The following is a 26,320-nucleotide window of genomic DNA, read 5'->3' on the forward strand; positions in this document are numbered from 1 at the left end:
AATGAAACTGAATTATCCTTTTTTCTCTTTTGTTTTGGCAATGACGGCAGCAAATGTTGCATTTGCAGAAGAAAGAGCTGAGCCAAAAAATAACTTGCCGGAAGAGCGGATTCAGGAGGCGAAGCCCCAGCTTGCACAGCCTCAGCCTATTCAGCAAGAGGGCGATAATAAACACACCCTTTCCATCACCAAAGAAGAACTGGCGAAACATCCCGATTTAATTATTCGCGGGTTGATTCCGGCGGTGTTGCAGAATAATTCGGAAGCGGTGGAATTGCTGTTGCCGCTATACAAAAATCTGCCGCAGCAGGATCCGTTTTTGCTCACTTGGGCGGAGGCTATTATGGACGTTAAGCAAGGTGATTATGCCCACGCGGTGCAGGAATATCGTAACCTGTTTGCGCAACGCCCCGACATTTTGCAGATCCGTTATCAGTTAGCCCACGCGTTATTTTTGAATAACGATAACGAAGCGGCGAAAGATCAATTCCAAAAACTCCGTTCAGAAGTCAATGACGGGCAAGCGCAGCAGATGATCGATCAGTATTTGACGGCGATTAACCGACGCGACCAATGGAAAATCAGCGGCGGAATCAGCTTTTTAAATGAATCGAACGTCAACAATGCGCCGAAAGCAGGCACCCGTATCGGCGGTTGGTCGGCATGGCAAAGAGAATCGGCGCATGGGCTTTCTTACTATCTCAGCAGTGAAAAGAAATGGTCATTGCCGAAAAATTTCTTTGCCAAAGTGATTTTGGACGGGCAAGGTAAATATTACTGGGATAACAAAAAATATAACGAATTCAATGCGCGTGTCGGCGCGGGCTTGGGTTACCAAACGGCAAACAGCGAAGTCGTTTTCCTGCCGTTTACCGAACGACGCTGGTATGCCGGCGGTTCTTCCGGTAGCGATGCCTTGAAACAATTTTCTAAAAATTCCGGCGTGCGTTTAGAGTTCAGCCATTGGCTCAATAAAACGTGGCAAATTTCCACCGCACTTGAATACGGTGAACAGCGTTATGTGAAGCGTAAACATTTAAACGGCAATAATTATTTGTGGTCGAATACCTTGTTATTCCTGCCATACAGCGGACAATATTGGTTCGCCGGGGTGGATTACAACCGCGAAAATACCCGCGATCGGGATAACGCCTATCAGCGCAAAAATATCCGTTTGGGCTGGGTGCAGGAGTGGCCGTTGGGTATTTCCAGCCGCATTTCCCTTGCCTATGCCAGACGCACCTATAAAGACATTGATTTCTTTAGCATTCGTCAGAAAAACAATGAATACCAGTCCAATCTCACCCTGTGGCACCGAAACCTGTACTTTTTTGGTATCACGCCGAAATTAACCTGGTCGTACCAAAAAAACGACGGCAATCATCCGTTTTATCGTTATGATAAAAACCGAATTTACTTAGAAATGAGTAAAACCTTTTAGATTTCAACGAAGGATAAGGTAATGGATTTACAACAACGTTATAAACAAGCCACCAAAGAAGCCCGTTGGGCATTAGGTTTAACCTTGTTTTATGTGATCGGTTGGTGCTTGTGCGCCTATTTGCCTAAAGACACGCACGGCCCCATCGGCTTCCCGCTCTGGTTTGAACTCGCCTGCATTTACCTGCCGATTCTGTTTATTGTGGTGGCGTACTGGCTGATTAAAATTGTCTTTCAGGATATTCCGCTGGATGTGGAACAAAAAACACAACATTCGACAACGGAGCGTCACTCATGAATCTTGGGATTGTTTTTCCGCTCATCATTTATTTGGCGTTTGTGTTCGGCGCCGCCATTTATGCTTATGTGAAACGCCAAAAAGGCGGCGATTTTCTTTCCGAATATTATGTGGGTAATCGCTCCATGACGGGCTTTGTGCTCGCCATGACTACGGCTTCCACCTATGCCAGCGCCAGTTCTTTTATCGGCGGACCGGGTGCCGCGTACAAATACGGCTTGGGCTGGGTTTTACTTGCTATGATTCAAGTGCCGGCGGTGTGGTTGGCGCTTGGCGCCTTGGGGAAAAAATTCGCCTTGCTTTCCCGCGAAACCAATGCCTTGACAATCAATGACTTATTGCTTTATCGCTACAAAAACAAATACTTGGTGTGGATCGCCTGCGTGGCGTTGTTAATCGCTTTCTTTGCCGCCATGACCGTGCAATTTATCGGCGGCGCCCGTTTATTGGAAACCACCATCGGCATTCCTTACACCCAAGCTTTGTTGATTTTCGCCTTAACCGTGGGAATTTACACCTTTATCGGCGGCTTCCGCGCAGTAGTGTTAACGGACACCATTCAAGGCACGGTGATGATTTTAGGCACGATTGTCTTGCTGGGCGGTGTGATTTACCAAATAGGCGGCGTGGAAAGTGCGGTCAAAAAATTAACTGAAATTGATTCGAGCCTTGTCAGCCCATACGGACCGAACGACATGCTGGATTTCCAATTTATGGCGTCCTTCTGGATTTTGGTGTGTTTCGGCGTGGTGGGCTTGCCGCACACGGCGGTGCGTTGCATGGCGTTTAAAGACAGCAAAGCGTTGCATAACGGCATGCTCATCGGCACCATCGTGTTGACGATAATCATGTTCGGTATGCACTTGGCGGGTGCATTGGGGCGCGCTGTAGTGCCGGATTTAACGGTATCGGATAAGGTGATTCCAAGCCTGATGTTGCAGGTGTTACCGCCGATCATTGCCGGGATTTTCCTTGCCGCGCCCATGTCGGCGATCATGTCCACGGTGGACGCGCAATTAATTCAATCTTCCTCCATTTTTGTGAAAGACTTGTACTTGGCGGCAAAACCGCAGGCGGCGCAAAATCAAAAACGCATCGGACGGATTTCGTCATTAATTACCTTAATTTTGACCGCACTTTTAATCTTCGCTTCCCTCAATCCGCCGGATATGATCATCTGGCTGAACCTGTTTGCCTTCGGCGGGCTTGAAGCGGCATTTTTATGGGTAATCGTGCTCGGGCTCTACTGGGACAAAGCCAACGCCTTCGGCGCTATCAGCTCTATGTTGGTCGGTTTGGTCTCTTTTATTTTATTAACCCAATTCGGTATTAAACTCTTAGGCTTCAACCCAATTGCCCCAGCGTTAGTGTTCGGTTTGATCGCGTTTTTGGTGGGGAATAAAGTGGGGGAAAAACGTTCATAAAGTGCGGTTGCTTTTTCCGGCGTTTTTTATGTGAAGCGGGCAGTGTTGCCCGCTTTTGTTTTTTTATTTATCCATCACGGCGGATTTGAATTTTTGATATTCGCCGATGAAATCCTTACGCAGTAAGAATAGCGCGATCACATTAGGAATGACCAAGAAACCCACGGCAATGTCCGCCATTAACCAAATCACCGGAATTTCCATGTTGACGGCAATGAGCGGCGGTAAAAAATAGAACCATTTGATGATTCTTTCCCATTTGTCGCCGAATAAATAGTTAATGGACGTGCGATATTTAATGAAGGAGCCCAGATATGAGGTAAACAGAATTAACGCCACGCCGAGGGTGAGAATATGCACGATAAACGGTGGCCAAACTTCCGCTAAGGCGGCAAAGACAATTTGAATGCCTTGGTATTCGGCGTTTTGCCACATTCCGGAAGTGAGCACGGCGAAAGCGGTGAAATTACAGGTAATCATGGACACAAAGAAGACTTCCACAGCACCCCATAAGCCTTGGCGGAAAGCGTAATCGACGTTTGCCGTGGCGTGCACGGTTGCGGATGTCCCCATCCCGGCTTCATTGGTGAAAATACCACGACTTGCCCCTTTGCTGATTGCCATCATGATGGTGGAGCCCACAAAACCGCCAGCGGCAGGCGCGGGAGCAAAGGCGTAGTGAAAAATATCCATAATCACTTGAGGGATGGCTTGGTAGTTATCAATAATCACCCAAGCGGTGCCGATGAAATAAGCGAGGGTAATCGGTGGCAGGGCGAAGGTGCAGAATTTCCCTAAGCCTGCCAAGCCTTTTAAGATGACAAAGGCGCCGACCAACACAATGCCGATACCCACCACAATGGTCGGCGTTTCAAAAGTGTAGTGAATGACTGCCGCCATGGTGTTGGTTTGTACGAAGCAGGCATCGGTGGTGACCAGAATCATTAAGGCGAAGGCGTATAATGAAGCTAGGGGCGCCCATTTTTTACTTAATCCGCGTTTGATGTAGTGCATCGGTCCGCCGTAATACTCGCCGTTTTCGCCTTTTACCCGATAATGGACGGCAAGCGTCACTTCCACCATTTTGGTCAGCACACCCACGGTGGCAATCATCCACATCCAGAAAATCGCTCCCGGGCCACCGATGGCAATGGCGGCAGCCACACCGGCAATGGTACCCGCGCCCAATGAGCCGGAAAGCACCGTTGCCGCCACTTCAATGGATTTCAAGGATTTATTCGAGGTCGCTTCTCCGGTAGTATTTTGTTTATGTTTTCCGGCGAGGGTGCCGATGGTATAGCGATAAATTTTCCCTAAACCAAAAATCTGGAAAAATTTCAGCCGAATACTAAAGTCAAGACCAATACCGATCAGCAAAACAAACAGCGGACCGCCCCATAAAAATTCAAATATGTCTAAGATGTTTTGCAACATAGGATGCTCCTTGAATTACTTGAGAGGGTGGAAGCGGGGATAAGCGCTATTTATTTCTGCCTAACCACACAATTTGTTCATAAATATCCGGTGATGTGTCGCCTTCGGTGCTGACCATAAATACACGGGCGTTTTCATCCAGTTCGAGCTGTCGGCAAAGGGATTGATATTCCGTATTGGATTTCAGTTCATAGAGCAAACCTAAGCCGATAGCGCCGGATTCGCCAGAAATATAAGCCGGATCCGTATGTGGACGTGGCGCGGCGGCAATGCGCATCCCGTTGGCGGCAAGTTGGTCATCGGCAGAAATAAACACATCGGCATAGTCGCGAATAATCGGCCAGCTCACCGTATTCGGCTCACCACACGCCAAGCCCGCCATAATGGTTTGCATATCCCCGCCCACATTGTGCGGTAGGTTGTCATTGGCACAGGCGGATTGGTATAAACAGTTGGCTTGATGAGGCTCAACCACGATAATTTTCGGCATGTTTTCTTTCATCTGTTCAACGAAAAAGCCCATAATCGCCCCGGCAAATGAACCCACACCCGCTTGCAAAATGATATGTGTCGGCAATTGCGGTAACTGTTCAAAGGCTTCATTTGCCAAGGTGAGATAGCCTTGCATAATCCAAGTCGGAATTTCTTCATAGCCATCCCAGGCGGTGTCTTGCAAAATCACCCAACCGTTTTCCTGCGCCAGTCGATTTGCCATGCGCACGGCATCATCGTAATTCAAATCGGTAATGGTGCATTGTGCGCCGTGATTACGGATATTCTGCGCCCGAATTTCAGAGGAGCCTTTCGGCATTAGCACCACGGCTTTCAAACCCAGTTGTTCTGCCGCCCATGCCACGCCGCGTCCGTGATTGCCATCCGTCGCGGTCACCAAAGTAATATCGCCGATTTGCGCTTTCACTTCCGGTGAGGCAAGTTCGGCAAAACTTAATTCGTTAATGTCGCGTCCTAATTTTTGTGCTAAATATTTGCCCACGGCAAAAGAGCCACCCAAGCCTTTAAAAGCATTTAAGCCGAAACGTTCGCCTTCATTTTTCACATAAATCGCTTGAACCCCGAGTTTTTGGCTTAAATGCGGCAAGCTGATTAAAGAGGTGGGATGATAGTTTTCACATTTGCGGTGAAATTGATTGGCTTCCTGCGCAACGGCACGGTTCACAAAATCCAGTTTTGTGCCTTCCGCGTAAGTTTTTTTCATTTGATTAAATTTGATTAGCATTTTTGCGCTCATGATGTGCTCCTGTCAGATAAAAAGGGTTGTTGAGCGGTATTATGCCGAGGGCAAACATAAAATGTGGCGCAAATTTGTTGTGCTATTTGCATTTTTTAGGAAATATTCATGCTAAAATCGCAACAATGTTGCAAGTGTGATGGAGATCACAGAGAAAATGGATTATTTTGATAAAAAAATTCTCACCGAATTACAGAAAGACAATCGCATTTCCCAACGGGATTTAGCCTATAAAATCAATTTATCCGCTTCCGCCATTAACCGCCGCATTGCCGCTATGGAAAAAGCGGGTATCATTAAAAACAGCGTCACCCTCGTGGATGCACAGAAAGTCGGGCGACCGATTACGGTGATTGCCGAAGTGACGCTGGATAACGAACGGTTGGATTTGCTGGAAGAAGCGAAAAAACGCTTTGTAAAATGTCCGCAAATTCAACAGGTTTATTATGTGACGGGAGAATTTGATTTTTTGTTGATTTTCAGCGTGCGTGACATGGCGGAATACGAACAGTTGACCCGCGAATTGTTTTTTGCCTCAGGCAATATTAAACATTTCCGCACGCTGGTGTCATTGCAAAATGCGAAGCAGGAATTGGCGGTAATCGTGGAATAAAAAACACCTCAGAAAACAACCGCACTTTTATCAATTAAACGAAGGAATAAACATGGCTTGGATTCAAATTCGCCTGAATAGTACCAACGAAAAGGCAGAGCAAATCAGTGATTTTTTAGAGGAAATCGGTTCGGTGTCGGTGACCTTTATGGACAGTCAGGACACGCCGATTTTTGAGCCGTTGCCGGGGGAAACCCGCTTGTGGGGCAACACGGATGTGATTGCTTTATTTGATGCGGAAACCGATATGAAAGCGGTGGTGGAGGCGCTTAAGCAGGCGAAACACCTGGACGAGCATTCCGCCTACAAAATCGAGCAAATCGAAGACAAAGATTGGGAGCGCGAATGGATGGATAATTTCCACCCGATGCAATTCGGCAAACGGTTATGGATTTGTCCGAGTTGGCGCGATGTGCCCTATCCGAATGCGGTGAACGTGATGCTTGATCCGGGCTTGGCCTTCGGCACGGGGACGCACCCGACCACCGCCCTTTGTTTAGAATGGCTGGACGGCTTGGATTTACAGGGCAAAACAGTGATCGATTTCGGTTGCGGCTCCGGTATTCTTGCCATTGCGGCGTTGAAACTGGGGGCGAAAAGTGCGGTGGGCATTGACATCGATCCGCAGGCGATTTTAGCCAGTCGTAATAACGCGGAGCAAAACGGCGTTGCCGATCGCTTGCAGCTGTTTTTGTCTGATGAAAAACCGTCGGATTTGAAAGCCGATGTGGTGGTGGCGAATATTCTTGCCGGTCCGCTAAAAGAGCTTTATCCCGTAATCAGCCAACTGGTGAAACCCCATGGCGATTTGGGATTGTCGGGCATTTTAACAACACAAGCGCAATCAGTATGTGATGCCTATGCCGAACATTTTGATTTGGAACCTGTGGCGGAGCGTGAAGAATGGTGTCGGATTACGGGGAAGTTAAAAGCCTAAATCCTATCTAATGACGTAAAAGTGCGGGCACAAAAAACAACGTTTTTTTTGACCGCACTTTTTCTTCTTTTCCTCCAAATCCCATAAAAATTTTATGGACAATGTCAAGGTTTTCCGCCGTTTTTCTTTCAGAAATTTGACCAGCTTAAAAGAATCAAAAAAATTTACAAATTGTCTAAAAAATACACTTTTCAAACGCATTAAAAGTGCGTATGATAGCGCACCTTGTCGGTTGGCAAGGGAGTTTGGTCAAGTCGTTGGAAAGTCGTGGAGTCGTTGGTGCGCATTGGTTCTTATCCGTTAAAAAATCGCATTTTATTGGCTCCCATGGCGGGAATTACCGACCAGCCTTTTCGGCGCATTTGCGCACATTACGGCGCAGGTTTGACCTTTTCCGAAATGATGTCAACCAACCCGCAGGTGTGGCATACCGAGAAATCGAAACTGCGCTTGGCACACCACCGGGACGCAGGCATTAATGCCGTACAAATCGCGGGTTCCGATCCCGATGAAATGGCGCAGGCCGCTCAAGTGAATGTGGAATACGGCGCTCAGATTATTGATATTAATATGGGCTGTCCGGCAAAGAAGGTGAATCGTAAAATGGCGGGTTCCGCCCTTTTGCAATATCCCGAACTGGTTCGACAGATTCTTGAGGCTGTGACGAAAGCGGTTAAGGTTCCGGTAACCTTGAAGATTCGCACAGGTTGGGATACGGAAAATCGAAATTGTGTAGAAATTGCCAAAATCGCAGAACAAAGCGGAATCCAAGCGTTAACCGTGCACGGTCGCACGCGCGCCTGTAAATTTGAAGGCGTCGCGGAATACGACTCCATCAAAGCGGTGAAACAATCGGTTTCCATTCCTGTGATTGCCAATGGCGATATAACTTCTGCCGAGCAAGCCGAATTCGTTCTCGATTACACGGGGGCGGACGGTATCATGATCGGGCGCGGCGCGTTAGGGCGACCTTGGCTGTTTCAAAGCGTGGTCGGTTTAATCGAGCGGCATACGATCGTGACGGAACCAAGTTTAGAAGAAAAATGTCGCGTGATTTTGCAGCATATCCGGGATCTTCATCGGTTTTACGGCGAAGAAAAAGGTTATCGCATCGCACGCAAGCATATCGCTTGGTACTTACAGGATATTCAACCTCATTCTGTTTTTAAGCAAAGTTTTAATGCGCTGACCTCCGCCAAAGAGCAGTTGCGCGCGTTAGAGCAATTTTTTAAGTTAATTGATTTACATGGATAGAACAATGTTAGAACAACAACGCAATCCGGCTGAAGCGTTAACGGTTTCAGTATTAAATTCTCAATCACAAGTAACCAATAAACCACTACGTGATTCGGTAAAACAGGCTTTAAGAAACTATTTGTCTCAATTAGACGGTCAAGACGTGAATGATCTTTACGAATTGGTCTTGGCAGAAGTGGAACACCCGATGTTGGATATGGTGATGCAATATACCCGTGGTAATCAAACCCGCGCGGCGACAATGCTTGGCATTAACCGTGGTACATTGCGTAAAAAATTAAAAAAATACGGTATGGGTTAATTTTTTAACTTATTTTGGCCATCGCCCTTGTCGCTTTGATAAGGGCTTTTTTATTGCTTTTTTCCCGCCTGTTTTTGTTACGCAAACGTTTTCGTTTCACCTGATTTCCTTTATAATAGCCCGCGATTTTTGTTTCAATTTAACCTCAAAGGTAATCCTCATGTTCCAAACTTTCCGTGGCTCTCCCGCCCTTTCCGAATTCCGTATTAACGCCTTAATGCAAAAATTCCAACAGCAACAATTACCGGTCAAATCCGTGTATGCGGAATATGTGCATTTTGTGGAATTAAACGCCGCGCTTTCCGCCGAGCAGGAAGCCAAACTGAAAGCCTTGTTACATTACGGACCGACCCTCGCCGAACACGACGCCAAAGGCGAAAGTTTCATTGTGATCCCGCGCATCGGCACCATTTCTTCTTGGTCTTCCAAAGCCACCGACATCGCCCACAACTGCGGCTTGAACGAAGTGGAACGCATCGAACGCGGCTTGGCATATTATTTTGAATTAAGCCAAGCGTTAGACGAAAAAACATCGGAAAAACTGACCGCACTTTTACACGACCGCATGATGGAAACCGTGGTGCGCACGGCACAAGAAGCGGATGTGTTGTTCCGTCATCAGGAGCCAAAGCCGTTTAAAACCGTGGATATTCTAAACGGCGGACGTAGTGCTTTAGAAACCGCCAACGTGGAATTGGGCTTGGCACTGGCGGAAGATGAAATCGATTATTTGATGGAAAATTTCACCGCACTTGGACGCAACCCGCACGACATCGAGCTTTATATGTTCGCGCAAGCCAACTCGGAACATTGCCGCCACAAAATTTTCAACGCCGACTGGATTATCGACGGCAAAAAACAGGATAAATCCCTGTTCAAAATGATCAAAAACACCTTTGAGAAAACCCCGGATTTCGTGCTTTCCGCCTATAAAGACAACGCGGCGGTGATGGAAGGATCCAAAGCGGGACGCTTCTTCCCGGATCAAGACGGCACTTACCGTTATCACAACGAAGACACCCACATTTTGATGAAAGTGGAAACCCACAACCACCCGACCGCCATTTCCCCGTTTCCGGGCGCGGCAACCGGCTCCGGCGGCGAAATCCGTGACGAAGGCGCCACGGGTCGCGGAGCAAAACCGAAAGCGGGCTTGGTGGGCTTCTCGGTATCCAACCTGTGCATTCCAAACTTTGAACAACCTTGGGAAGCCCCGCTGTCCAAACCGAACCGCATTGCCTCCGCATTAGACATTATGCTGGAAGGCCCGTTAGGCGGCGCGGCGTTTAACAACGAATTCGGCCGCCCGGCGTTGCTTGGTTATTTCCGTACCTACGAACAAAAAGTCAATAGTTTCAACGGCGAAGAAGTGCGCGGCTACCACAAACCGATCATGTTGGCGGGCGGTATCGGCAACATTCGTGCCGAACACGTCCAAAAAGGCGAAATCCCGGTGGGCGCGAAACTGGTGGTGCTCGGCGGCCCGGCAATGAATATCGGCCTAGGCGGCGGCGCGGCGTCTTCCATGGCGTCCGGTAAATCCAAAGAAAACTTGGATTTTGCCTCCGTGCAACGGGACAACCCGGAAATGGAACGCCGTTGTCAGGAAGTGATCGACCGCTGCTGGCAGTTGGGCGACGACAACCCGATCGCCTTTATTCACGACGTGGGCGCAGGCGGTTTGTCCAACGCCATGCCGGAATTGGTGCATGACGGCGGTCGCGGCGGTAAATTCGAGTTGCGCAAAATCTTGAGCGACGAGCGTGAAATGAGTCCGCTGGAAATTTGGTGTAACGAATCGCAAGAACGCTATGTGCTTGCAATTCACCCGGAAAAACTACCGCACTTTGAGGAACTGTGCCGTCGTGAACGCGCACCTTATGCGGTGATCGGCGAAGCCACGGAAGAAGAACATTTAACGTTACACGACGAGCATTTCAACAACGATCCGATTGATTTACCGATGGGCGTGTTGCTCGGCAAAACCCCGAAAATGACCCGCGACGTACAAACCGCAAGCGTCAACGGTGCACTGCTGGAACAAAGCCAAATTCAATTAAAAGACGCGTTGCATCGCGTGCTTCGCTTGCCGGCAGTGGCGGAAAAAACTTTCTTAATCACCATCGGCGACCGCACCGTGACCGGCATGGTCGCACGTGATCAAATGGTCGGCCCGTGGCAAGTGCCGGTGGCTGACTGCGCCGTGACAACCGCCACCTTAGACAGCTATTACGGCGAAGCCATGTCCATGGGCGAACGTACGCCGGTCGCTTTATTGGACTTCGCCGCTTCCGCCCGTTTATCCGTGGCAGAATCCCTCACCAACATCGCCGCCACTAACATCGGCGACATTAAACGCATTAAATTGTCCGCCAACTGGATGTCCGCCGCCGGTCATAAAGGCGAAGACGCGGGCTTATATGCCGCCGTAAAAGCCGTGGGCGAAGAGCTTTGCCCGCAGTTAGGCTTAACCATTCCAGTGGGTAAAGACTCCATGTCTATGAAAACCACTTGGCAGGAGAACGGCGAACAAAAAAGCGTCACCTCACCGCTTTCTTTAATCATCAGTGCTTTTGCCCGCGTGGAAGACGTGCGCAAAACCGTCACCCCGCAACTGCGCACCGATAAAGGGCAATCCCGCTTGTTGTTGGTGGATTTAGGCGAAGGCAAAAACCGCTTGGGCGCCACCGCATTGGCGCAGGTTTATGCTCAACTGGGCGACAAACCGGCAGACGTGGTCAGTGCCGATGCGCTGAAAAACTTCTTTAACGCTATGCAGGAATTGGTGGCACAGGAAAAATTATTGGCATACCACGACCGCTCCGACGGCGGTTTAATCGTCACCTTGGCTGAAATGGCATTTGCCGGACATTGCGGCGTAGAAGTAGACATCAGCGCTTTGGGGGACGACGATTTAGCCGTGCTATTTAACGAAGAGTTGGGCGCGGTAATCCAAGTGCGCGACAGCGATCTCAACTTCGTGCGCGACGTTTTCGCCAAACACAATGTGTTGCATTTGGTGAAAGAACTGGGCGCCGTTACCGAAACCGACGAAATCGAAATCACCCGTGGTACTAAAGTGTTACTCAACGAAAAACGCTCCGACTTGCGCGGCATTTGGGCGGAATTGACCCACCAAATGCAACGTTTACGCGACAACCCGGAATGCGCCGACCAAGAATTCTCCACGAAGAAAAATCCGCAGGATAAAGGCTTCTCCGCCCGTTTAACTTACGACCCGAGCGAAGACATCGCCGCGCCTTACATCGCCACCGGCAAACGCCCGAAAGTGGCAGTGTTGCGTGAACAAGGGGTCAACAGCCATGTGGAAATGGCGGCGGCATTCGACCGCGCCGGCTTTGACGCCATCGACGTACACATGAGCGACTTGCACAATCGCCGTTATGACCTGCAAAACTTCAACGCGCTCGTGGCGTGCGGCGGCTTTTCTTACGGCGATGTACTCGGCGCCGGCGGCGGTTGGGCGAAATCCATTTTATTTAACCCGCAATTACGGGATCAATTCAGTCAATTCTTTGAACGCGAAGACACCTTGGCGCTGGGTATTTGTAACGGCTGTCAAATGCTTTCCACATTGGCGGAAATCATCCCGGGCACGGAAAACTGGCCGCGTTTCGTGCGCAACAAATCCGAACGCTTTGAAGCCCGCGCCGCCTTGGTTCGCATTAACGAAAGCAACTCCCTGTGGTTCCAAGGCATGGCAGGCTCCCACATGCCAATTGCGGTTTCCCACGGCGAGGGCAGAGTGGAATTCAAAACACCTGAAAATTTAACCGCACTTCAAGCGCAAAACTTGATTGTCGCGCAATACATCGACAACAACCTCAACCCGACAGAAGTGTACCCGGTAAACCCGAACGGCTCCGCTCAAGGTATCACCGCCCTTTCCAACACCGACGGCCGCGTCGCCATCATGATGCCACACCCGGAACGCGTCTTCCGTACTGTAAGCAACTCATGGCATCCGGAAGAATGGGGAGAAGATGGCGCTTGGATGCGGATTTTTAGGAATGCGAGGGTGGTTTTTTAGTATTTATATAGGTTATTAGAAATCGGAGTACTGAGAAGTACTGTAACTAAATTTTTATTTCAAGGTGTATAGTATGAGTTTTATTCATATTCAACAAATATCAACAAAAATTAAAGAGTTATTTGAAAAAAAGTTAGATTTGAAAGATATTTCCTATAAATATGGAGAAGATCAAGAATCAAATGTATTGTCTCGATGTTTGGCTGCGTATGCCATTTATCATTTGTCAGGATGCAGTTTAGATGAGGCTGCAAATGCAGTAACTGATGGAGAAAAAGATAATGGAATAGATGCTATATATTATTCAGAATATTTAAAGAAATTATTTGTAGTTCAATCTAAATGGAAAAAGGATGGTTCGGGAGAGCCAGATAAAGGAGATTTATTAAAAATAAATCAAGGGATAAAAGATTTATTTCAATTAAATTTAGATACTTTTAATGAAAAGATAAAGAATAAATACGATAGTATAAATAATGCACTAAATACTTATGGTGCAAAATTTGAGATTGTACTAATCGATACATGCACTAAATCAGATTTAGTCAGCGATAATATTAGACCTATTCAACAGACATTAGATGAAATAAATGAGAATGGAGACTCTAATGCTGAATCGGTGGCGACATTTAAGAGAATGAATCAGAGTGAGATTCATAGATCTTTAATCATGAAGGCTGGTAGGGATTCAATAAATTTAGAACTAGGTTTATCTAACTGGGGGTCTGTGTCAGAACCTTATAAGGCATTTTATGGTTGTATTCCAGCAAATGAAATTTCTTCTTGGTGGGAGGAATATGGAGATAAACTATTTGAAAATAATATTAGAAAAGTTCTAGGAAGAACGGATGTTAATGGAGAAATGGAGAAGACTTTACAAGATTGTCCAAATTTATTTTGGTATTTTAATAATGGAATCACTATTATTGCAGATAAAATTTCTAAAACCTCAGTTGGTGGTGGGGCAAAAACTATTGGCTCCTTTAAATTAGAGAATGTGTCTATTGTTAATGGTGCTCAAACTGTTAGTACAATAGGAAAATTTAAGTCAACCCATAGTGAAGATTCATTAAATAATGTACAGGTTAATATTCGACTTATTGAAGTGACAAAAAATTCTGAATTAGAGAAATCAATAACTAAAGCTAATAATAGACAGAATAGAATTGAAGGTATGGATTTTGCATCTCAGGATATTGAGCAACAAAGAATAAAGAATGAGCTTATTTTAGAGAACATTGAATATAGTATTATGCGTTCTGAATCCTTTAAATCTAGTGATAAATCATTTAATCTACAAGAGGCTACAATTGCTCTCGCTTCAGTAAATAAAAATATTAATCTTGCTGTTCAGGTAAAAAATGCAATAGGTAAATTTTTTGAAGATCTAGATAAAGGAATATATAAAGAAATTTTTAATGCTGGAGTTAATGGTTATCAGGTATATAACTCGGTTTTATTTACTAGAAAAATAGATTCATTATTAAATGAGAAAATTGAATCTCTGAGTAAAAGAGGGGGGCGGTTGTATGGTATTTATACGCATGGCAATAGAGTTATAACACATCTTGTTGCAAAGAAAATTAATATTTATAGTCAATTAACAAATAAAAGTTTGAATATCGATATATATAATGATTTAAACTTTATTATTGAAAAAATATCTAAATTTATTGAAGATAAGTACCCAGATGCTTTTTTAGCATCCTTTTTTAAAAATATGACAAAATGTAAAGAACTTGAAGCTTATATTTTCCCATAAATTTCTGAAAGTCTCTCCCACGATGGTGCACGTTTCCTAACGTGCGCCCTTTTTCTTTCTGTTTAGTTACAAGCACACGCTGTGAAGCGTGCGCTATCAATATAGCTATTAATTTGATTATTCATTTAGTTTTTGAGAGATTAGTTTGTGATTTTGTGAGTTAGATCGAGAAAATAATCAATCTTTATGGATTTTAAAATAAAATTTATTTGATTTTAGGATTATATTGATTTTATATGACTGAGCTGATGAGTAGAAAATATAAATTTTATAATCCGGAAGGTGTTTATTTTGTTAGTTTTGCTACAGTCTTTTGGATTGATGTTTTTATCAGAAAAGTTTATTTTGAAAAGATTATAAAGGCGGTAGAATATTGTCGAAAGAATAGAGGGGTGAAAATTTATGGTTATTGCATTATGCCAAGCCATATTCATTTACTTTTTAAAGCTGAATAGTCCGATCCCGCAGAACTTATTCGAGATTTGAAACATTTTACTGCTACTTCATTAATTCAATTAATAAAAGATAATCAACAAGAAAGCCGTAAAGAATGGTTGCTTTGGATGTTTGAACGTGCCGGAAAACGTAGTTCTAAAGTCACCAAATATCAATTCTGGCAACACCACAACCAACCCATCGAAATCCATTCCGATAAATTTTTTGACGAAAAATTGGAGTATATCCACCAAAATCCTGTAGTAAACGGGTTTGTGTCGGAAGCACAGGATTGGAAATATAGCAGTGCGAAAAATTATTGGCAGGTAACTGATTCTGTTTTAGGCATTGATGTTCTCAGCTAAAAAGTGCGGTAAAAAATCCAAACGTTTTTCCACGTCGGTGCCTATTTACCCACCCTCAAACTTACATTAGAATACGCTCCTTTTTGCATTAATTTCATTAGATTAGGAACGAAGAATGGAAGAATCTCAAGAATTGGAAAAGTTGCCGCGTGTGGTGACGGGCGTGTTGAAGATTGTGTTAAGCACGTCATTGATTGCGTTGGCGGCGGTGTTGGTGATTGCCTTGGTGAAGGTGACTTATTCGCTGGCGATAATGGTGCTGAATACGTCATCTGTGGTGCCTTATGATGTTGCGGAGCAGGCGGTGATGTTTTTCCTGTATTTCGGGTTTATCGGTTTAATCGTGCAATATTTTAAAAGCGGCTATCACTTTCCGTTGCGTTATTTTATTTACGCGGGGATTACCGCCATGTTGCGTTTGATTATCGTGAACCATGAAAGTTCGGTGGATACGATTTTGTTCGCCGGCGCGATTTTGATTATGGTGATTGCGCTTTGTTTGGTGTTGTATTCCAATAAATTACGGAATATTTAATAAAAAAGTGCGGTTGTTTTTAACGACGTTTTTCATAGACAAAAATACCGATGGTTTTCGCCATCGGTATTTTTTTATGGTTAATCAGGTTTATTCTAACCCGATGATTTTCCAGTTGTTGTGAGAAAGCCCTTCGATTTTGCCTTTCTTCACGTTTTGGATGTAGTCGATCATCATGTTTTGGATCGTGCCTTTGTCGCGTCCCATTGCCACTTTAGATTCCCACACCACCGGGATGTCCTGTCCTTCAAAGATGCCGCCTTTGCCGTGCAGTTGGTTGAAGCGGTAGGAGTTCATGCCCACTTTCAATTTCATGTCGTCGGTGATCGGTTTGCCGTCGGCAAGGGTTAAATCCACGATTTTTTGTCCGCTTGGTTTGCGTAAATCAATGTTGAATTTCACGCCGCCGAAAATATCGTAAGTGACATATTTGGATTTTTTACGCTCTGCGTTGTAGCGATACTCGGTGTCGCCCGGTTGAATGGTGTCGAAATAATCCGCCGACCATTCCATGTATTGTTTCAGCTGTTTGCCCGTCATTTCGTAAACGGTCACGTCGCCGCCGGCGTAGCGATAGTTAAAGATGATGTCTTTTTTCTTAATGTCACCTTTGTCCATGCGGGCGTTTTGGTGGTCGAAGGAGAAGGTGACGACATCTGCGCCGCTGTAATGGCGTTCAACATCGTTAATAAAAGAGGACAAGCCGGTGTCTTGCGCAAAGGCGATGGACACGCCGTGTTTTTTGCCTTGCGGCACCATTTCGTTTGCTGTTTGACCGATGACGACGTTGTTTAATTCGCGCAATTTTTCGTGATACGGCTTATAAATTTCAACGATTTTTTCATCGGAAGCCAGATCTTTCACCGATACGGTTTTGGCTTCTTTCTTCAACAATTTCACTTCTTTTTTGTCGTTAATGTCGAAAGTTAAATCCACTTCGGACACCACCGTGCCATAACGGTGCGGTTCGGTGATTAAGGTGTTTTTGATGGTTTCGCTCGGTACGTTTTTGTGCATGTGGCCGGCGATCACCACATCAATGCCGTCCACGGCGTTGATCACATCGCGCATACCGGTGTCGGGAATGTTGTTTTCATTGTCGATGCCCATGTGGCTCACGGCGATAATGGCGTCCACGCCTTTGGCTTTCAGTGCCGCAACTTGCGCTTTGGCTTCTTCTGTCGGCGAGGTGAATTTCATGTCTTTGAGGTTGCCGGTGTCTTCTTCAAATTTGGCGGACATCGGCGTGGTTAAGCCGATAATGCCCAGTTTCACACCGTCTTTTTCGATGATGGTTGTCGGTTCAAGATAGCGTTTGCCGTCTTTGGCGTAGTAGAAATTTGCGGTGATTTTTTGCGCTTCAATATCTTTTAAGATTTCATCTAAGGCTTTCATGCCGAAGTTAAATTCGTGGTTTCCCAACACGAAAATATCATAGTTCATGGCGTTCAAGACTTTTGCCACCGGGTGATCTTTGTAATATTTTTCCTCTTTGGCAAACACATCCACTTGGTTATCTTGAATAGCGTCACCTACATCGACCAGCACCAGATTCTTGTGATTTTTACGGGCTTCGTTCACATAAGTGGCAATTTGCGCATAAGAGCCTGAACGATCTTCAACGTCCGCGCCGTAGCTCCATGGCACGATGCGTCCGTGCACGTCGGAGGTGCCTAAAATTTTGATATTCACTTCCTGCGCCACGGCGGTGCTGAGAGCGGAAAGGGCAAATAATGAACAAATGAGTTTTTTCATGGGGTTTCCTTGTTGTGATAAATCTGCGGCGAATTATAGCGGTTTGCATGGCACAAGCAATATGGTTTCAGCCGGATTTATGCAAAAAGAAAAAACGCACTTAACCGGCGATTAAGTGCGTTTCATGGATGGCGTTGATTTCAACTAGAGCAACAAAGCGGAGCCCCATTTGATGATGTCGAAGAAGAATTTATTTTGGTTGGTTGCCACGCCATCAGCGGTTTTCACTGTGCCGTCCGCATTTTTTTGTACCTCGATCATGCCGTTTCGATATTGACCTTTCACCACTTCCAAATCATCCAGCGCGTTGCGTCTTAACACGTCGCATTGGGCTTTGTCCATGTCTTCCACTTTGTCCTGTCTGAATTTTTTATATTGGTAAGTGGCATAATTCATGGATTTTTCATCTTCCTGAATGATTTTCACATATTTCTCACCAATAATATTTTCTAACGGGTAGAAGAAAATGTATTGCGAGTGAATATACGCGTCTTCTTTCGGGAAATGCTGTTGCAAAATGCGGGTCAAATTCGGATAGATACATTGCTCCGCCTGCTTACTGGCGAACACCCAACGTTGCGCATCGGCATCGGATAACAAATAATCCGCTTGCGCGTATTCGCCCGGAATTGGCGATTGTTTTGTGCCGAACAGCGAACAGCCCGCCATTAATAAGATCATGCTTGATAAAGCTAATTTTTTTAACATGGTTAAACCTTGAGTTGATACATCACAGAAAAATTGTCGCTTATTCTAACAATAAGCACGTCATTTAGAAAAGGTTTGTTTTGCGGAAAGGAAAAGTGCGGTGGGTTTTTAACATGAATTTCGTTGCAAAAACACCGGAAAAAAGCACCGCACTTTTTAAATAAAGTAAAGAGAAGACTAATGGCAAATCACCATCTCGATCATTCGACCTTTTTCAGCAGCATTTGCATTAGGCAATTTATCGCCGTTTTGTTTAATGGATGCCGTATATTTTTCTACGAAAGCTTTGTTTTCGCTTATGATGCCGGCGCTGTACTCGTCAATAATAAATTTGTTTTGAGCATAAATCCCCTTGATTTGGTAGGTTAGATAATCTTCAAGAGGAGAGGTTGCGCCGTCGAGATGGTAATAATTGGTGGCAATATGAAAATTCACGCCTTGTTCTGTTTTGAAATCCCGACAAATGCCATTTGGGGCTGTAAAAATCGCATGACTTAAACGCCCTTGTCCAAATTCATAATATTCAAGTTTTTTGGCATTGGCTAATTTCTTCAAATCTTGTTCTTTTCTTGGGTTCATTGATTTTCCATGGAGTAAATACATAACAGGAATTGTTCTATCCGTACTGGATTTTTGCTGGTAAATTTCTCCAAGGGTTTTGTTGCCACGACGTGCTTTCAGAATGGGCTTTTCAGTGTCGGTATTGGATGTGTCGGCGATTTTTTCAAAAGAAATGGATTTGGTTTTGCTGTCCAAATCAACATAGTGACGTTCATGCACCCCCATAGAAATATCTTGAAGTGCACTCCAATTATCTTTATTTTTGCCGGGCGCGTTGGCATTAGAACAGGCGGTTAATGCCATGATCGAACAAGTAAGAGCAGTGAGTTTCAGGATTTTCATTTTTTCTCCAAAAAATTTAAAGAATCTGCCATTAAAAAACCGCACTCCTAAAAGTGCGGTCATTTTCACAAGTGTTTTTTATTCGTTAAACGAATCTTTCAAGCGTTCTTCGGCGCGGCGGGATTCACTCTTGTGTTGTAATTTATTGAGTTGTCTCTCTAATTTTTCTTCTACGTCGTTGATGGCTTTGTACATGTCTTCCGCTTCGGCGCTGGCAATCAAGTTGCCGAATGGGGTGCCGATAGAAGCATCAACGGAGAAGCCCTTAGGGGTTTTATTTAAAATAAAGTGAGGATTTATCAGTTGGGTATGCCATTTGTCCAGTTTGGTGAGTCGTTCTTCAACGTGGGCGCGGATTGCAGGGGTGATACCCATTTGTTTGCTTGTGATATTTAATGTCATAGCATTTACCTCTTATTGTGAATGGGTCGAAGACCCGGTTGAAATCCTTAGTTACAACATAGTTACCTTGGCGGGACTTTTCAAGCGGTTTTTCGATGGTTGGAGGAGAAAATTTAAAAAATATGATCTAGGTCTGATAATTGAAAAAAGACACTTTTTTTGTGAACCGAAATTGCTATGATTAAGCGGATATTGCATTTGTATATCCGCTTTTACCTCCTCGCTTAAGCCATTTCATCCCGATCGAATTTATGGATTTTCAGACGTGCGAAATAGTCCTTGGTTTCCTCGATCACGACTTTACGCAAGCCGATTAATGCCACCAAATTCGGGAATGCCATTAAGCCGTTGACGATGTCCGCCAAAATCCAAATAAGGTTTAGCTGAATGAACGCGCCGCAGCCCACCAAGGCAATAAAGACGGCGCGGTAAAATTTAATGCCCTTAATGCCCACCAAATAAACAAAACAGCGTTCGCCGTAATAACACCAGCCGAGAATGGTGGTGAAGGCGAAGAATAATAAGCCGATGGTGACGATGGTCGCCCCGACGGAAGACCCCAACCCGTCAGAAAAAGCGAAGTTGGTTACTGCCGCCCCTTCCATGCCCGGGGATTGCCAAGTGCCGGTGAGCACCAACACAATGCCCGTCATGGTACATACGATGATGGTGTCTAAAAACGTGCCCGTCATGGAAATCAACCCTTGGCGTACCGGCTCTTTGGTTTGTGCGGCGGCGGCGGCAATAGGCGCGCTTCCCAAGCCGGATTCGTTGGAGAAAATCCCCCGTGCCACACCCGATTGAATGGCTTTCATTACACTGAAACCGAGCGCGCCACCCAGTGCCGCTTCAGGATTGAAAGCACTGTGAATAATCAACTGAAGTGCGGTCGGAATTTTCTCTAAATTTAACAGGATAATCACGACGGAGGTGGCGACATAAAACAACGCCATAAACGGTACGATGTAAGAAGATACCAAAGCAATGCGTTTTACCCCGCCGAGAATAATCAAACCCACCAAAATGGTGATAATTGCCGCCGTAACGGGAATGGGAATGCTGAAAGTATCATTCATGGCATGAGTGATGGCATTCACTTGTGGGAAGGTGCCGATGCCGAAAAACGCCACCAATACGCCGAACACGGCGAACAGTTTTGCCAACCAGCCCAAGCCGAGCCCGCGCTCAATGTAATACATCGGACCGCCCGCCATAAAGCCGTTTTTGTCGCGCACGCGATATTTAACCGCCAGCAGGCATTCCGCGTATTTGGTTGCCATGCCGAGCAACGCCACCAGCCACATCCAGAAAATCGCGCCGGGGCCGCCCGCCTGCACGGCAGTGGCGACGCCCACGATATTCCCTGTGCCGATAGTGGCGGCAAGGGCTGTACATAATGCGGCAAAAGAGGACACATCACCTTTTTGCTGAAGCCCGGAATCGCGTTTGAATAAATAGCGTAACGCGCGCGGCAATTGTGTGATTTGAATGAAACCCAGACGCAGGGTTAAATATAATCCCGTGCCGGATAATAAAATGAGTAGGGGCGGGCCCCATACGAAAGAATTGATTGCAGATAAAACGTCTTCTAATGACATTTGAGGTTCCTCGTAAATAACCGAATTACAAGGAGGCGAAAAGAATGTTGCGGATCAACAAAATGAAAATTAACTCAATGCCTTGAGTTAATGCTAACCGAATATTCCTGCCCCTGTCCTTTTGCCTGAGCGTTTGAAAAGCGTTAGATATGACGCTTCTTTGCGCCTTCGGCGTCCACGAGTACTTTATTCAAAGTACCTTTTGGATCTCTCCAAGGGTTCGTCCAGTAACAGTCCCTGCCATCGCGCCTGAAAGATTTTACCTCGTCGGCGTGGGGTCAATTCCCCGCTCTCCAGCTACCTTCGTCCGAACAGTTTATGCTTGCGCATAAAGTGCGGTAAATTTTAGCAATATAATTGGGGGATCTCAATCATGCCTTTGGTCGCGTTGCCATTTTTTTGCGATATAGCTGCAACTTGGCACCAGTTTGAGTTGTTTTTCCCCAATAAACGTTACCAACGCCTGATATAACTTATCCGCCACGCCTTGCCCGCGTAAGGTTTCCGAGACGTAAGTGTGATTGGCACTAATGGTATTATCGTCAATGAAAAAATAGGTCATCTCCGCAATGCGTTGCTGTTTTTCGTCTAAGATAAAAAATGCGCCCTGTTCGGCGTGTTGTTCATGCTGAATCTTCATCAGTGTTTTACCCAATCGTTGTCTTCATTTAACAAACCGTCGGCGGCAAAATCGGCGGTTTCGCATGGAATGGCTTTTTCTTCCGCCGCCCATTCGCCTAAATCAATGAGTTGGCAGCGTTTGCTGCAAAACGGACGGTACGGGCTTTGCTCCGACCACACCACCGCTTTGTGGCAAATGGGGCAAGGCACGGTAAAGGTTTCATCGCGCATTAAATTTCTCCGCAAGTTGTAAATAGAGGTGGTGCAAGTCTAGCACTTTTTGTTTTAATTGAGGCAGGCTGAGGGCGAAATCTTCGTCATTATTAATCACATCATCGGCGTGTTTTAAACGCTCCGCGCGGCTCACCTGCGATTGCATAATACGTTTAATTTGCTCAAGTTGATTGTTATCCCGCCGACCGGCACGTGCCAGCTGAGTTTGTTCGGACACATCCACCACCAACACTCGCTGACAAAGTGCGGTCAGATGATTTTCAATTAATAAAGGCACCATAAAAATACAATAAGGTGCACGTTGAGCCGCTAATTGTTTTAACATTTCATCGCGAATGGCGGGGTGTAATAACTGATTCAACCACTGTTTCTGCGCTTCGTCGGCAAACACTTTTTCCCGCAAGGCGGCACGATTGAGCGTACCGTCGGCAAGCAAAATTTCCGCGCCGAAATGCGCTGCGATTTCCGCCAACAGCGGAGAACCCTTTTCCACCACCTGACGCGCCACCAAATCCGCATCAATTACCGGCACACCAAGCTCGGCAAATAACGTCGCAACAGTGCTTTTGCCGCTACCGATTCCGCCGGTTAAACCGACTACATACGTCATATTCTATCCTTCATATCATCAACGATGACGGGATCATACGTCCATGGGATCAATTAAGCAACAAACAGACCAAACCGGAAAGGGAGAGAAACGGACCGAAAGGCACGGCGTTGAGTGTGCGGTTGCGGTATTTTGCGCCGGCGGCGTAGATTAAGCCGAAAAGGCTGGCGAGGAATAAAAAGACGGGAAGCTGTTGTGCGGGGAGATATGCGCCTAAGCCCAGCGCCAACCAATAATCACCGCGCCCCAAGGCTTCTCGTCGGTAATACCATTTTGCCGCGTGGTAGATGGCATAAAAAACACCGAAAAAAATGACCGCACTTTGTAGGCTTTGTGCCAAGGTTAATGGGCTGATTTGCCAATATGCCGCGCCTAAGCCGAGGGCAAACAAGGCTTGGCATAGGGCGGGAGAAATCAGACGATATTGCCAATCTACCAGAGAAATGGCGATCAAGAGGGCGCAATAAAGGGCAAGGCAAAGCGCTTTTAACGGCTCGGCGTGAGTAACATAACAGAGCAAAAATAACGTGGCGAATGACAGTGCATAAAAATACATGGAGCGTTGCCCTTTAAGCGGTTTTAACACGGATTTTTCCGCCATAAAGTGCGGTGGATTTTCCGGGTAAATTTCAACGTAGGCGGTGTAAATTTCACGATTGATCTTGTCAGCGAAATGCTCCACATAATCATGCACACGCCAACCGCACAACGCGCCGCCAAGCAGAAAAAACAGCCACATCATTGCACCAGCGAACCCATGTTGAAAATCGGTAAATACATGCCGAGCATAATCAAGCCGATAAGCCCGCCGATAATCACCATCAACAACGGCTCCAGCATTTGCGACAGCAGATCGATTTGGTGATCCAACTGTTGCTGATGATCATTGGCGATAAATTGCAGCATTTTCGGCAACTGACCGCTTTGCTCACCCACTTGCAGCATTTGTTGAGCCGCCGGCGGGAAAATTTGCCCGCTCACGCTGGCGGAAAACGGGTAGCCTTGTTGAATCCAATGCAGCGCTGATTGTACTTCCGCAATTAACAGAAAATCGCCTTGCCATTGCGGACGGGTTTGCCAACTTTGCTGCTTCGGCAGGAAGGATTGCAATGCCTGATTAAGCGGAATGCCTGCCTGCAACATCAGAAATAAGCTGCGGCTGAACCCCACTAAACGGGAAAGCTGCACGATACGGTTAAGTAGCGGAATTGCATTGACGAGCTTGCTTTTTTGGCGGTTAAACCAAGGGGAATGTTTGAGGCGAAAGCGAACCAACGCCACGCTCAACGCAATAAAAACGAGCAACGCGAACCAATAATCCTGCAAGCCTTGGGAAAGGGTGAGCAAGATTTGCGTAAACGTCGGCAGTTGTGCGCTGCTGTTGTCGTACATAGCGGCAAATTGCGGCACGATAAACAGCAATAAAAGTGCGGTTAAAATTATCGAAATACCGAGCACCAATAGGGGATAAAGCAGGATTTTCTGGATTTTACGCTGCAACGCCAGCGCCTGTTGTTTATGTTGTGCGATTTCATGGCAAACGGCGGCAAGTTTGCCCGTCATTTCCCCCACTTGGATCAGTTGACGTTCCTGATAGGTTAAATATAACCCTTGCTGTTCCAAGGCTTGAGAAAATGCCATCCCGCTTTCGATGTCCCGTAACAAGCGGCGCAGCCAACCATTAAGCGCAATATTGGTGCAGTTTTGCAACAAAATTTGCAGGCTGTTTTTCAGCGGCACGGCGGCTTGTAACAAGGTCGCCAGTTGCGAAAGCAACGTGCAGATTTCGGCATTTTTCGGCTTGTGGCTCAGTTGCCAATTTTGTTGCAATTTGATGTTTTGCAACCCGCGCGCGATTAATTGTTGCTGCGCCATGGCTTCGCTTTCCGCCACTATCAAGCCTTTTTGTTTTTGTTGCAAGCGATTGAGGGCGCGCCAGCGAAAGAGTTTCAATTTAGTCATGGGCTTGTCCTAACACCCGCTGAATTTCGGTTAAATCCGTAATGCCGTCTTTGATTTTTTCCAAGGCGCTTTGCCGTAAATTGACGAAGTCCGTTTGGTAGCCTAGTGGATCTTGCCGGCTCGGTTGCAGGAATTGATACACGCCGATACGTCCTTTATAGCCTTGGTGGCAATCACAAAAACGTGCTGAATTTCCACCGCACTTTTGGCAGCGTTTACGCACTAAACGTTGGGCAATCACCAGTAGCAAACTGCTATCGATTTCATGGCGTTGAATGCCTAACTGTTGCAGGCGGGAAATGACGGAGGGCGCGTCGTTGGTATGTAAGGTGGAAAGCACCAAATGCCCCGTTTGTGCGGCGCGTAACGCCATGGCGGCGCTTTCTTCGTCACGAATTTCACCCAGCATAATGATGTCGGGGTCTTGGCGTAAAAAGGTTCGCAGCAAACGGCTGAAATCCAATCCGATGGCGTTGTTTACTTGGCTTTGAATAATGCCGGGCAGTTGAATTTCAATGGGATCTTCCGCCGTCATAATGTGTTTTTCCGGCGTGTTCAAATGTTGCAGCGCCGTATATAAAGAAATACTTTTGCCGCTCCCCGTCGGACCTGTCACCAGAATCAAGCCTTGCGGTTGGCTTAGCGCGCGGCGGAAAAGCTGTTGCTGGCTTTCGGTCATGCCCAGTTCACCAAATTCCAGTTGAACGGGACGATTTTGCTGTAAACGCAATACGGCTTTTTCGCCGAAATGGGTGCTGAGCGTCGAAAGGCGAAAATCCAGTGTGTCGGAAAACGCGGTTTTAAATTGAAATCGTCCGTCTTGCGGCAGGCGGGTTTCGCTAATATCTAACTTTGCCAATAATTTCAGGCGGGAAATCAACCGATTCGCCATGGACAAGGGCACGGTGTTTTGTACTTGTAATACGCCGTCAATACGAAAACGGGTTTGCAGGCAATCCGCCTGCGGTTCCAGATGAATATCCGAGGCTTTCTTGGCGGTAGCGCTTTCAAAAATCTCATTTAATAGCCGAATAATAGGCTCGTCGGCGGATTGTGTCGGCGGCTCCGGCGACAGGGCGGAATAAAAGAGCGGTTGATTTTCTTCGACTTTTTCACCGCGCGGCGATAAATCCTGCAACGCGGTTTTTAACGTCCGGCTTTCCAGCAAGACCGGCTCGATGGTTTTTCCGGTGAGAAAAGAAAAGGTCTCACAGGCGCTAAGGTTACTCAATGAATCCAGCCCGAGCCATAGCGTTTGTGTGTCTTCTTTTAAAGGCAGCGCAAGGTAGCGCAACAGGACGGTTTGTTGTTGCTGATTTTTAAACCATTGCTCGGGTGAAAGGGTAAATTCCTCACCTTGTCGGCTATGAATCGAATATCCCGTTTCCATCGGATTTTGCATACCGTTCACCGTCCCGTTACATAA

General features: G+C 46.2%; 24 protein-coding genes and 1 riboswitch. Of the genes, 11 read left to right on the forward strand and 13 right to left on the reverse strand.

Annotated features, from left to right (window positions below; genetic code table 11):
- Position 1 precedes the first annotated feature (1 nt).
- From DK430_RS04000 to panF, 3 genes are read left to right on the forward strand one after another with little or no spacing between them, the layout of a single operon-like run.
- Positions 2 to 1,441, forward strand: coding sequence for a surface lipoprotein assembly modifier (locus DK430_RS04000; RefSeq protein ID WP_109077822.1), 1,440 nt, complete (start codon positions 2 to 4; stop codon positions 1,439 to 1,441).
- A 21-nt stretch (positions 1,442 to 1,462) separates the two neighbouring features.
- The gene (locus DK430_RS04005) at positions 1,463 to 1,738 is read left to right on the forward strand and encodes a YhdT family protein (protein ID WP_109077823.1); all 276 of its coding nucleotides are present in this window, start codon (positions 1,463 to 1,465) and stop codon (positions 1,736 to 1,738) included.
- A complete protein-coding gene (panF, locus tag DK430_RS04010; RefSeq protein ID WP_109077824.1) occupies positions 1,735 to 3,162 on the forward strand; it encodes a sodium/pantothenate symporter in 1,428 nt (475 codons plus the stop codon). Before DK430_RS04005 ends, panF begins: the two co-directional genes overlap by 4 nt.
- Positions 3,163 to 3,225: 63 nt before the next feature.
- Here the strand turns inward: panF and DK430_RS04015 are convergent, their stop codons facing one another.
- Both DK430_RS04015 and dpaL read right to left on the reverse strand, forming a co-directional pair.
- On the reverse strand, positions 3,226 to 4,596 hold the full coding sequence (locus DK430_RS04015; protein ID WP_109077825.1) for an alanine/glycine:cation symporter family protein: 1,371 nt from the start codon (positions 4,594 to 4,596) through the stop codon (positions 3,226 to 3,228).
- A gap of 46 nt (positions 4,597 to 4,642) precedes the next feature.
- Positions 4,643 to 5,845 carry a diaminopropionate ammonia-lyase gene (gene dpaL / locus DK430_RS04020; protein WP_109077826.1) on the reverse strand — a complete coding sequence of 401 codons (1,203 nt, stop codon included), beginning with the start codon at positions 5,843 to 5,845 and terminating at the stop codon, positions 4,643 to 4,645.
- Between the two features lie 157 nt (positions 5,846 to 6,002).
- On the opposite strand from dpaL, the gene DK430_RS04025 reads away from it, so the two are divergent.
- The 8 genes from DK430_RS04025 (at position 6,003) to psiE (ending at position 16,101) form a co-directional block, all read left to right on the forward strand.
- Complete coding sequence (locus DK430_RS04025) at positions 6,003 to 6,458, forward strand: Lrp/AsnC family transcriptional regulator (RefSeq protein WP_204352509.1); 456 nt, start codon at positions 6,003 to 6,005, stop codon at positions 6,456 to 6,458.
- Positions 6,459 to 6,510: 52 nt separating this feature from the next.
- On the forward strand, positions 6,511 to 7,395 hold the full coding sequence (gene prmA, locus DK430_RS04030) for a 50S ribosomal protein L11 methyltransferase (protein ID WP_109077827.1): 885 nt from the start codon (positions 6,511 to 6,513) through the stop codon (positions 7,393 to 7,395).
- A 279-nt stretch (positions 7,396 to 7,674) separates the two neighbouring features.
- Positions 7,675 to 8,649: a tRNA dihydrouridine synthase DusB gene (gene dusB, locus DK430_RS04040; protein WP_109077829.1), complete on the forward strand. Its 975-nt coding sequence runs from the start codon at positions 7,675 to 7,677 to the stop codon at positions 8,647 to 8,649.
- A gap of 4 nt (positions 8,650 to 8,653) precedes the next feature.
- On the forward strand, positions 8,654 to 8,953 hold the full coding sequence (gene fis, locus DK430_RS04045) for a DNA-binding transcriptional regulator Fis (RefSeq protein ID WP_032092358.1): 300 nt from the start codon (positions 8,654 to 8,656) through the stop codon (positions 8,951 to 8,953).
- A 160-nt stretch (positions 8,954 to 9,113) separates the two neighbouring features.
- A complete protein-coding gene (gene purL / locus DK430_RS04050) occupies positions 9,114 to 13,004 on the forward strand; it encodes a phosphoribosylformylglycinamidine synthase (RefSeq protein WP_109077830.1) in 3,891 nt (1,296 codons plus the stop codon).
- A 73-nt stretch (positions 13,005 to 13,077) separates the two neighbouring features.
- Positions 13,078 to 14,766: an AIPR family protein gene (locus DK430_RS04055; RefSeq protein ID WP_109077831.1), complete on the forward strand. Its 1,689-nt coding sequence runs from the start codon at positions 13,078 to 13,080 to the stop codon at positions 14,764 to 14,766.
- A 482-nt stretch (positions 14,767 to 15,248) separates the two neighbouring features.
- Positions 15,249 to 15,566 (forward strand): transposase, encoded by a 318-nt coding sequence (locus DK430_RS04065; RefSeq protein WP_239496781.1) that lies wholly within the window; start codon positions 15,249 to 15,251, stop codon positions 15,564 to 15,566.
- A gap of 115 nt (positions 15,567 to 15,681) precedes the next feature.
- Positions 15,682 to 16,101, forward strand: coding sequence for a phosphate-starvation-inducible protein PsiE (gene psiE, locus DK430_RS04070; protein ID WP_109077832.1), 420 nt, complete (start codon positions 15,682 to 15,684; stop codon positions 16,099 to 16,101).
- Positions 16,102 to 16,191: 90 nt separating this feature from the next.
- Here the strand turns inward: psiE and DK430_RS04075 are convergent, their stop codons facing one another.
- The 11 genes from DK430_RS04075 to DK430_RS04125 all read right to left on the reverse strand — a co-directional run bounded on the left by DK430_RS04075 (position 16,192) and on the right by DK430_RS04125 (position 26,296).
- On the reverse strand, positions 16,192 to 17,856 hold the full coding sequence (locus DK430_RS04075; RefSeq protein WP_109077833.1) for a bifunctional metallophosphatase/5'-nucleotidase: 1,665 nt from the start codon (positions 17,854 to 17,856) through the stop codon (positions 16,192 to 16,194).
- Positions 17,857 to 18,000: 144 nt separating this feature from the next.
- Positions 18,001 to 18,564: a DUF5358 domain-containing protein gene (locus tag DK430_RS04080; RefSeq protein WP_109077834.1), complete on the reverse strand. Its 564-nt coding sequence runs from the start codon at positions 18,562 to 18,564 to the stop codon at positions 18,001 to 18,003.
- Between the two features lie 177 nt (positions 18,565 to 18,741).
- Positions 18,742 to 19,530: a DUF8095 domain-containing protein gene (locus tag DK430_RS04085; RefSeq protein WP_162616804.1), complete on the reverse strand. Its 789-nt coding sequence runs from the start codon at positions 19,528 to 19,530 to the stop codon at positions 18,742 to 18,744.
- Between the two features lie 15 nt (positions 19,531 to 19,545).
- Positions 19,546 to 19,869: a ribosome-associated translation inhibitor RaiA gene (gene raiA / locus DK430_RS04090; protein ID WP_109077836.1), complete on the reverse strand. Its 324-nt coding sequence runs from the start codon at positions 19,867 to 19,869 to the stop codon at positions 19,546 to 19,548.
- A gap of 224 nt (positions 19,870 to 20,093) precedes the next feature.
- Positions 20,094 to 21,467, reverse strand: a complete 1,374-nt coding sequence (locus DK430_RS04095) for an alanine/glycine:cation symporter family protein (protein ID WP_109077837.1) — start codon at positions 21,465 to 21,467, stop codon at positions 20,094 to 20,096.
- A gap of 103 nt (positions 21,468 to 21,570) precedes the next feature.
- A riboswitch (glycine riboswitch) is annotated at positions 21,571 to 21,693 on the reverse strand.
- Between the two features lie 141 nt (positions 21,694 to 21,834).
- Complete coding sequence (locus tag DK430_RS04100; RefSeq protein ID WP_109077838.1) at positions 21,835 to 22,107, reverse strand: GNAT family N-acetyltransferase; 273 nt, start codon at positions 22,105 to 22,107, stop codon at positions 21,835 to 21,837.
- The gene (gene yacG, locus DK430_RS04105; protein WP_005540704.1) at positions 22,107 to 22,319 is read right to left on the reverse strand and encodes a DNA gyrase inhibitor YacG; all 213 of its coding nucleotides are present in this window, start codon (positions 22,317 to 22,319) and stop codon (positions 22,107 to 22,109) included. The genes DK430_RS04100 and yacG overlap by 1 nt, the downstream gene beginning before the upstream one ends.
- Positions 22,309 to 22,932 carry a dephospho-CoA kinase gene (gene coaE / locus DK430_RS04110; protein WP_109077839.1) on the reverse strand — a complete coding sequence of 208 codons (624 nt, stop codon included), beginning with the start codon at positions 22,930 to 22,932 and terminating at the stop codon, positions 22,309 to 22,311. The genes yacG and coaE overlap by 11 nt, the downstream gene beginning before the upstream one ends.
- A gap of 49 nt (positions 22,933 to 22,981) precedes the next feature.
- A complete protein-coding gene (locus tag DK430_RS04115; protein WP_109077840.1) occupies positions 22,982 to 23,674 on the reverse strand; it encodes a prepilin peptidase in 693 nt (230 codons plus the stop codon).
- The gene (locus DK430_RS04120; RefSeq protein ID WP_109077841.1) at positions 23,671 to 24,894 is read right to left on the reverse strand and encodes a type II secretion system F family protein; all 1,224 of its coding nucleotides are present in this window, start codon (positions 24,892 to 24,894) and stop codon (positions 23,671 to 23,673) included. The genes DK430_RS04115 and DK430_RS04120 overlap by 4 nt, the downstream gene beginning before the upstream one ends.
- Positions 24,887 to 26,296, reverse strand: a complete 1,410-nt coding sequence (locus DK430_RS04125; protein WP_109077842.1) for a GspE/PulE family protein — start codon at positions 26,294 to 26,296, stop codon at positions 24,887 to 24,889. Before DK430_RS04125 ends, DK430_RS04120 begins: the two co-directional genes overlap by 8 nt.
- Positions 26,297 to 26,320 lie beyond the last annotated feature (24 nt).

The organism is Aggregatibacter kilianii (genome assembly GCF_003129965.1).
Classification (GTDB): Bacteria; Pseudomonadota; Gammaproteobacteria; order Enterobacterales; family Pasteurellaceae; genus Aggregatibacter; species Aggregatibacter kilianii_A.